The 7,840-nt window shown below is 61.8% G+C and carries 6 protein-coding genes and 1 pseudogene; 6 read left to right on the forward strand and 1 reads right to left on the reverse strand.

Annotated features, from left to right (window positions below; translation table 11 throughout):
- Nucleotides 1-188: 188 nt before the first annotated feature.
- Complete coding sequence (locus tag EN884_RS17265) at nucleotides 189-1,316, reverse strand: sugar ABC transporter substrate-binding protein (protein WP_013533052.1); 1,128 nt, start codon at nucleotides 1,314-1,316, stop codon at nucleotides 189-191.
- A 220-nt stretch (nucleotides 1,317-1,536) separates the two neighbouring features.
- Here EN884_RS17265 and EN884_RS17270 point away from each other — a divergent pair, with 220 nt between their 5' ends.
- From EN884_RS17270 to EN884_RS17300, 6 genes and pseudogenes are all read left to right on the forward strand, one after another.
- Nucleotides 1,537-2,211: a GntR family transcriptional regulator gene (locus EN884_RS17270; RefSeq protein WP_013533053.1), complete on the forward strand. Its 675-nt coding sequence runs from the start codon at nucleotides 1,537-1,539 to the stop codon at nucleotides 2,209-2,211.
- 303 nt (nucleotides 2,212-2,514) lie between these two features.
- On the forward strand, nucleotides 2,515-3,342 hold the full coding sequence (locus EN884_RS17280; protein WP_063167523.1) for a phosphogluconate dehydrogenase C-terminal domain-containing protein: 828 nt from the start codon (nucleotides 2,515-2,517) through the stop codon (nucleotides 3,340-3,342).
- 317 nt (nucleotides 3,343-3,659) lie between these two features.
- Nucleotides 3,660-4,601: a D-ribose ABC transporter substrate-binding protein gene (locus EN884_RS17285; protein ID WP_024502459.1), complete on the forward strand. Its 942-nt coding sequence runs from the start codon at nucleotides 3,660-3,662 to the stop codon at nucleotides 4,599-4,601.
- Between the two features lie 93 nt (nucleotides 4,602-4,694).
- On the forward strand, nucleotides 4,695-5,339 hold the full coding sequence (locus tag EN884_RS17290; protein ID WP_027163941.1) for a DUF2291 family protein: 645 nt from the start codon (nucleotides 4,695-4,697) through the stop codon (nucleotides 5,337-5,339).
- Nucleotides 5,336-6,891 (forward strand): annotated as a pseudogene (locus EN884_RS17295) (sugar ABC transporter ATP-binding protein). The gene EN884_RS17290 and the pseudogene EN884_RS17295 overlap by 4 nt, the downstream one beginning before the upstream one ends.
- A partial coding sequence (locus EN884_RS17300) for an ABC transporter permease (RefSeq protein ID WP_164895031.1) occupies nucleotides 6,884-7,840 on the forward strand: 957 nt, incomplete at its 3' end. The pseudogene EN884_RS17295 and the gene EN884_RS17300, both read left to right, overlap by 8 nt.

Consider the following 7,840-nt stretch of genomic DNA (forward strand, 5'->3'; position numbering starts at 1 on the left):
CGCTGCCGGGCGCGATCGCAAACGACACGCCGTCCAGCGCGACGGTCGGGCCGAACGCCTTGCTGATGCCGTCGATCTCGACGGCGGGGAGCTCGGAGTGTTCTGTCATTGTCCTCGATCGCCGGCTTGGCATGGATTGACGACGCACGGACAGTTGTCCGTGCATCGTCACACGGGCCTTGGGAGGCTTAGTTCTCCGGTTGTCCGACGAGGGCAGCATTAAGGCCGACCTCGGGTGTCTGGTCCGAGAAGATCGAGGCAAACCAGCCCGGATTGGAGACCAGCGACGGCTTGAAGGCGTTGCAGCCGGCCTTCATCTCCGCCCATGTGCCTTCGTCGCACAGCTTGATCGTCTCATTGGTAACGACCGGCAGCGGCAGGATGGTGGTCTTCGGCACGTCCTTGCCTTCGATCGCCTCGACGGCAAGCTTCAGCGCCAGCGCACCCGAATAAGGCGGCGAGGCATAGGAAATGCGTTGTGCGCCCGCCGGTGCATAAGGAGGAGCGGCACCTTCGACTTCGGTGCCCTCCGGCAGCATCTGGATGCGGCCGCCATTGGAACCTTCGCCGGCGCAAGGCAGGAGTTCGCTGGTCTTCTTGCCAGCCTCGAGCTGCATCGAGTTGGCGGTGAAGCAGCCGACCTGCATCCACAGTCCGTTGATGTCGTCCCAATTGCGGGTGGCCAGGATTTTCGAAAGTTCGGTGCGGGCGACCGCCTGGCTCCACATGCCGACAGCCTCGCCGACGATCTTGATATCAGGATACTTGGCGAAGACTTCCTTGGCGGCCTTTGTCCGCTGATCGTCAACGGATGTTCCCGGGACGCCCGTGATGGCGATGATGTTGCCCTTGCCATTGAGCTTCTTGACCAGCCATTCGGCGGTCACCCTGCCCGCTTCCAGCTGGTCTATGTGGACGTTGTAGGCACAAGGCTCGGTGATCTCGGCGTCGTACGCAAAGACCTTCACGCCCTTGTCGCAGGCATTCTTGACGACCTGGTTGAGCGCGGTCGGCGAGATCGGATACACGACAATGGCTTCGGCGCCGCTTTGCACCATTGCGTTGATCTGCTGAATCTGGCGTTGCGCGTTGGGGCCAGCGACCTGGACCTGCAGGTCGACCTTGTCGGCCAGGCTCTTATGAGCGGCCATGGCCTTGACCATATTGGCCGCCTCCGCCTGCCAATCATTGCCGATGTAGCTCATGCTGAGAAAGATCTTGTGCTTCTCGGCGGCCTGCGCGGCGGACAGGCCGAAGGCGCACGCAGCCATGCCGGCCAGCAGCGCGAGCCGCCGGACTTTCGATCCGATACCCATGTGGAACTCCTCCCAAACAGAACGACCAAATGCCTCCCAAGGGCACAAAACGTAAACCCTTGTCATTCGATGCCAGCGACCGTATCATGATTTGATCAAATATCAATGATGAAATCGTTTATATCAAAACGGGCTATGTCGGCCGCTTGACGTGGCACCACGAACCTTGCATTCCGGCACAAGCAATAGTGTCGCCCATGGGCGGGAAGGTTGACCGGAGATGGCTGGATCGGCGTTCAGGAAGCCTGGTGTCGAGATCATTCCACTGTCCAAGGAAACTCTGCAGGACCGGGTCTACAACCAGGTCACCGAACTGATTCTCGACGGCAGCATCGTGCCGGGCGAGATGGTCACGGTTCAGAGCCTCGCCGACGCCTTTGGCGTCAGTCCGATGCCGGTCAGGGAAGCGCTGCGGCGCCTGACGGCAGCCAACGCGCTGACGGTAGTATCCGGGCGCTCCATTGGTATTCCGGCGCTCAGCCGCGAGCGGCTCACCGATTTGCGAAATGTACGTTTTGAGATAGAGGCCATCGCCGCCGGCTGGGCCTCACAGAACCGCAGTGATGCGGATCTTGCGATTTTCGCGCGCGATCTGGACTCACTGGAACGCGCGAATGGCGCGGACGACGTAAAGGCCTATCTCAGGGCGAATTATACCTTCCACTTCGCAATCTACCGAGCAGCGGGATCCGAAACCCTGCTCAAGATCATCAAGGATCTATGGCTGCAGATCAGCCCCTATTTCAATATGCTGCATGGATCCTACTCGACCGCGAACACATACCATCAACAGATGTTTGCGGCCCTGCGCGACCGGGACGAGCAGGCAGTTCAGGCGGCGGTTCGCGGCGATATCGATGCGGCTTTCGACATGCTGGTCGATCTTTTGAAGTAGCGCCCGGCCCGACCTCCGACCCCTATCACATGCCTCCTATTTCTGGGGATGGCAGAGCAGCGCTCATGCGCACTCAGCGGGCAAGCGCGGGCTTCTTCTGGTGATCTAGAGATCATATCCCGAGCGCGTCATCCATGGTTCTCGTGCTTGAGCTTGCGAGGGCGGCAGCCGATGACGCGGCGAAGCACATGACCCGCATCCTCATTGTCATTATCGGATTGCCAAAATGTGGTAGCGTGATTATACCAGTTGATCAGTTGACGACGGGCGATACCGTCCGCTGAGATCAGGAGTAGTGACCAAATGACAACGATTGCGCTGTTCGGTGCCGGTGGGAAAATGGGCTACCGCCTGTCGACCAATTTTCGCGGGTCGCCCTACACAATACGCCATGTCGAGGTCAGCGATGCCGGCCGCGAACGGCTGAAGACCGGGCTGGGTTTCGATACTGTCAGCGCCGACGAAGCGCTCAAGGGCGCCGATGTGGTGATCCTGGCCGTTCCCGACACGCATATCGGCAAGGTGGCGACCAGCATCGAGAGCAAGCTGGCGCCGGGCACCATGGTGGTGGTGCTCGACGCGGCGGCACCCTTCGCCGGCCACCTGCCGAATCGACCGGACCTCACCTATTTCGTCACCCACCCCTGCCATCCGCCGATCTTCAACGACGAAACAGATATGGCGGCAAAGAAGGACTATTTCGGCGGCGTCAAGGCCAAGCAGCATATGGTCAGCGCCTTGATGCAGGGGCCGGAAGAGGATTACGCCAAGGGCGAGGCGATCGCGAAGATCATCTGGGCGCCGGTCATGCGTTCGCACCGCGTCAGCGTCGAACAGATGGCGCTGCTGGAACCCGGGCTTTCGGAGACGGTGTGCGCCTCGCTGCTGGTGGTCATGAAGGAAGCCGTCGACGAGGTCGTGGCACGCGGCGTCGACCAGCAGGCGGCGCTCGACTTCCTGCTCGGCCATATGAACGTGCTGGGCGCCGTCATTTTCGGCGAGACCAAGGGCGTTTTCTCGGATGCCTGCAACAAGGCGATCGAGTTCGGCAAGCCGGTGCTGATGCGGGACGACTGGAAGCGCGTGTTCGAGCCGGAAGAGATCGCCGCCAGCATTCAGCGTATCACCTGAAGAGGAGAGGCGCTGCCGCCGCGACGTCGCCGTACCGTTGCCGACGCTCGGCATCGTAGCTCATCAGGTACATATCACCTGAATTCGTGGTTGACTCATCATACCAGTTGGCTTAGCTGTTCATGGCTCGGATCGACAGGGTTTTGGCAGGAGTACGGTGGGCGAGTGGAGGATGGCTGGGGAGCAACGATCCGTGGAGGGAAGCCGGCAAACGGCTCTTTAGCCCCGAAGCGATCCGCCGCCCGCGCCGCCTGACGAATTCGGATGCCGACAGATGCTTTCGGTAACCAAGGCAATTTTTCAAACGGGAGGACTTCATGAAACTTACACGCAGAATGACGCTTGCGGCTTTCGCCGGCATGCTGGCGCTTGGCACGGCCGTGCCCGCCTATGCGGCGGATCTCATTGCCATCATCACGCCCTCGCACGACAATCCGTTCTTCAAGGCGGAAGCCGTCGGCGCCGAAGCCAAGGCCAAGGAACTCGGCTACGAGGCGCTGGTGCTGGTCCATGACGACGACGCCAACAAGCAGTCCGAGCTGATCGACACCGCGATCGGCCGCGGCGCCAAGGCGATCATCCTCGACAATGCCGGCGCCGACGCCACCGTCGCCGCGGTACAGAAGGCCAAGGACGCAGGCATTCCGTCCTTCCTGATCGACCGCGAGATCAACGCCACCGGCGTCGCCGTCGCGCAGATCGTCTCCAATAACTACCAGGGCGCCCAGCTCGGCGCGCAGGAATTCGTCAAGCTGATGGGCGAGAAGGGCAATTTCGTCGAGCTGGTCGGCAAGGAATCCGACACCAATGCCGGCATTCGTTCCAAGGGTTATCACGACGTCATCGACGACTATCCGGACCTGAAGATGGTCGCCCAGCAGTCGGCCAACTGGAGCCAGACGGAAGCCTATTCCAAGATGGAATCGATCCTGCAGGCCAACCCCGACATCAAGGGCGTGATCTCCGGCAACGATACGATGGCGATGGGCGCCTATGCGGCACTTGCCGCGGCGAACCGCAAGGATGTCATCGTCGTCGGCTTCGACGGATCGAACGATGTTCGCGACTCCATCACCTCGGGCGGCATCAAGGCAACGGTGCTGCAGCCCGCCTTCGCGCAGGCGCAGATGGCGGTCGAGCAGGCCAACGACTTCATCAAGAACAAGAAGTCGCCGGCCAAGGAAAAGCAATTGATGGACTGCGTTCTGGTCAATGGCGACAATGCCGCCAAGCTGGAGACCTTCGCGCTGACGAACTGAGCCAGCGTGATTTGAATAGCGAGGGGCGAACCCAGGATCGCCCCTCGCCGCCATTTTCCGTGGGCCGCCCACGATGCTGAACGACAGGCCGCCATGCTGAACACCAAGCCGAACTGGCCGATCCTTACCGTGATGGTCGGCATCAGCCTGACCGCCTGCAAGATCCTGCCGACGAAATCGGACGACGGCAACAACGCTGCCACCTTCAATCCAGACAAGATGGTCGAAGAGATATGGGCGGCAAAGGTCGTGCCCTATCTCCAGCAGAAAGCCGGACCGTTTGCGCAGGTTCACACACTGGCGACAACCGACCCAGCGGCTGCCGGCGCCAAATACGGCAATCCGAACAAGCAGGCGAATTCGCCTTGGACTTTCGCGGTTCGGCTGGAAGGCAAGATTATCGCGGCCAACACACAGTCGCGTGCGGCAACGGTCGACGTCGATGTCGACGGCGACGGCAAAGCCGATGCACGGGTGCAGATCGGACCGGCGGTGCGCGGTACCGCGCTGCGCGACAGCCTGGACTTCATCCAGTTCAACGACTTCACCAACCAGATCGACTTCGCCCAGTTCGGCAAGGCTTTCAACGCTTATGCCGACAAGACGGTGCTTTCCAAGCTGCCGCGCGAGGCGCTGGAAGGCCGCAGTGCCAAGGTGCTCGGCGCCTATACGCTGGGGAGCGGCCAGGACCTGCCGCTGGTGACGCCGGCGGAGGCAGAGATCGGGCCGAAGCCATGAGCGCGATCGCGGAGCGCGAAATCATTCTGAAGCTCGAGGACGTCTCCAAGGTCTATTCCGGCACCGTTGCGGTCAAGCGCGCCAATTTCGAGGTGCGCAAGGGCGCGGTCAACGTGCTGGTCGGCGAGAACGGCGCCGGCAAGTCGACGCTGATGAAGATCATCGCCGGTGTCGAACGGCCGACCGCCGGCCGCATCCTGCTGGAAGGCGAAGAGGTTTCCTTCTCGTCATCCGGTGACGCGGTGAACCGTGGCATCGGCATGGTGTTCCAGGAGCTGAACCTGTTCGGCAATATGAGCGTCGCCGAGAATATTTTCGCCACCCGAGAAATCACCAACCGCTTCGGCAAAATCGACCACGCGCAACAGGAAAACCGCGCTGCGGAATTTCTGGAACGCCTACAGGCCGGCATCCGGCCCGACATGCTGGTCGAGGATCTGCGCATCGGCCAGCAGCAGCTGGTCGAGATCGCCAAGGCGGTTTCGCTCGATGCACGCATCCTGATCATGGACGAGCCGACCTCGGCGCTGAGTGCTGCGGAAGTCGAGATCCTGTTCAAGGTGATCGCCGACCTCAAGGCGCGCGGCGTGGCGATCGTCTACATTTCGCACCGGCTCGAAGAGCTGATCCGCATCGGCGACTACATCACCGTGCTGCGTGACGGCCGCATCACCGGCCAGGAAGAGATGAAGAACGTCGACACGCAGTGGATCGTTCGCCAGATGATCGGCTCCGACGCCAAGGACTTCGCCAAGGCCGACGGCCATCTTCCGGGCGAAGAGATTTTTCGTGCCGGGAGATCTGCCTGCCTCGTGCCACCGGCGGACTTGCCGTCGACCATGTGTCGTTGTCGCTGCGTGCCGGCGAGATCCTCGGCATATACGGCTTGATGGGCGCCGGGCGCAGCGAACTGTTCGACTGCATCATGGGCCGCCACGGCCATTCGACCGGCGACATCTTCATTGGCGGTAGAAAGGTCAAGGAGCGCGATACGACGCGGCGCATCCGGCGCGGGCTGGCGCTGATCCCCGAGGATCGCCAGCGCGAAGGGCTTGTCTCGATCCTTTCGGTCGCCAGCAATTTGACGCTGGCCAGCCTGTCGCGCTTTGCCCGCCTGTTCCACATCCGTGGCGCTGACGAAAGGCAGGCGGTGACGCAGGTGGTGCGGGAGTTGGCGATCAGGGTCGCCGACCCGGCGCAAGAGGTGTCGTCGCTGTCGGGCGGCAACCAGCAGAAGGTGGTGATCGGCAAGGCGCTGCTCACCGGGCCCAAGGTGCTGCTGATGGACGAGCCCAGCCGAGGCATCGATGTCGGCGCCAAGGCCGACGTCTTCCGCACCATGCGCAAACTGTCGCGCGATGGATTGGGCATTCTCTTCGCCACCTCGGATCTCGATGAGGTGATGGCGCTGTCAGACCGCATTGCGGTGATGAGCAACGGAAAACTGACGGGCATGTTCGATCGCTCCGAGGCGACGGAGGCAGCCCTTGTCTCCGCCTCGGCACTTGGCCACGGGCCGACCCCGCACACGGAGAAAACCGCCCATGACTGACATCCCGGCCAAGGCGGCTGTCCCCTCCGTCTCGAGCGGCTCGCTGCTGCTGACGCTGATGAAGGCGAGAACCTTCATCGCGCTCATCGCCGTCTTGATCTTCTTTTCGATCGCGGCGCCTAATTTCCTGTCGACCGCCAATCTGATCCTGATGTCGAAGCACGTGGCGCTGAATGCGTTCCTGGCGATGGGCATGACCTTCGTCATTATCACCGGCGGCATCGACCTTTCGGTCGGTTCGATCGTCGGCCTGTGCGGTATGGTGGCCGGGTATCTCGTGCTCAACGGCATCGACCTGCAGATCGGCTACACCATCTATTTCAACGTCTTTGAGATCGCGCTGATCACGCTTGCCGTCGGCATATTGATCGGCGCCGTCAACGGCTTGCTGATCACCAGGCTAAACGTCGCGCCGTTCATCGCCACGCTCGGCGTGCTCTATGTCGCGCGCGGCCTGGCGCTGCTGTCGTCGGATGGCCGCACCTTTCCCAACCTCGTCGGCAAGCCGGAGCTTGGCACCACCGGCTTCGGCTTCCTCGGGGCCGGTCGGCTGCTTGGCCTGCCGGTGGCGATCTGGATCCTCATCGTCGTTGCACTGGGAGCCGCCTATCTCGCCAAGTACACGCCACTCGGTCGCCATATCTTCGCCGTCGGCGGCAATGAACGGGCGTCGCGGATTTCGGGCGTCCGGGTCAACATGGTCAAGATGTTCGTCTATATGTTCTCCGGTTTCTGCGCGGCGATCGTCGGCCTGATCATCTCGTCCGAGCTGATGGCCTCGCATCCGGCGACGGGCGAAAGCTTCGAGCTCAACGCCATTGCGGCGGCAGTGCTCGGCGGCACCTCGATGTCGGGCGGCCGCGGCACGATCGGCGGCACCATCGTCGGCGCCTTCGTCATCGGCATTCTTTCGGACGGGTTGGTGATGATGGGCGTGAGTTCGTTCTGG

Origin of the sequence: Mesorhizobium sp. M7A.F.Ca.AU.001.01.1.1 (genome assembly GCF_004022735.1) — a bacterium.
In the GTDB taxonomy this organism is placed as follows: domain Bacteria; phylum Pseudomonadota; class Alphaproteobacteria; order Rhizobiales; family Rhizobiaceae; genus Mesorhizobium; species Mesorhizobium ciceri.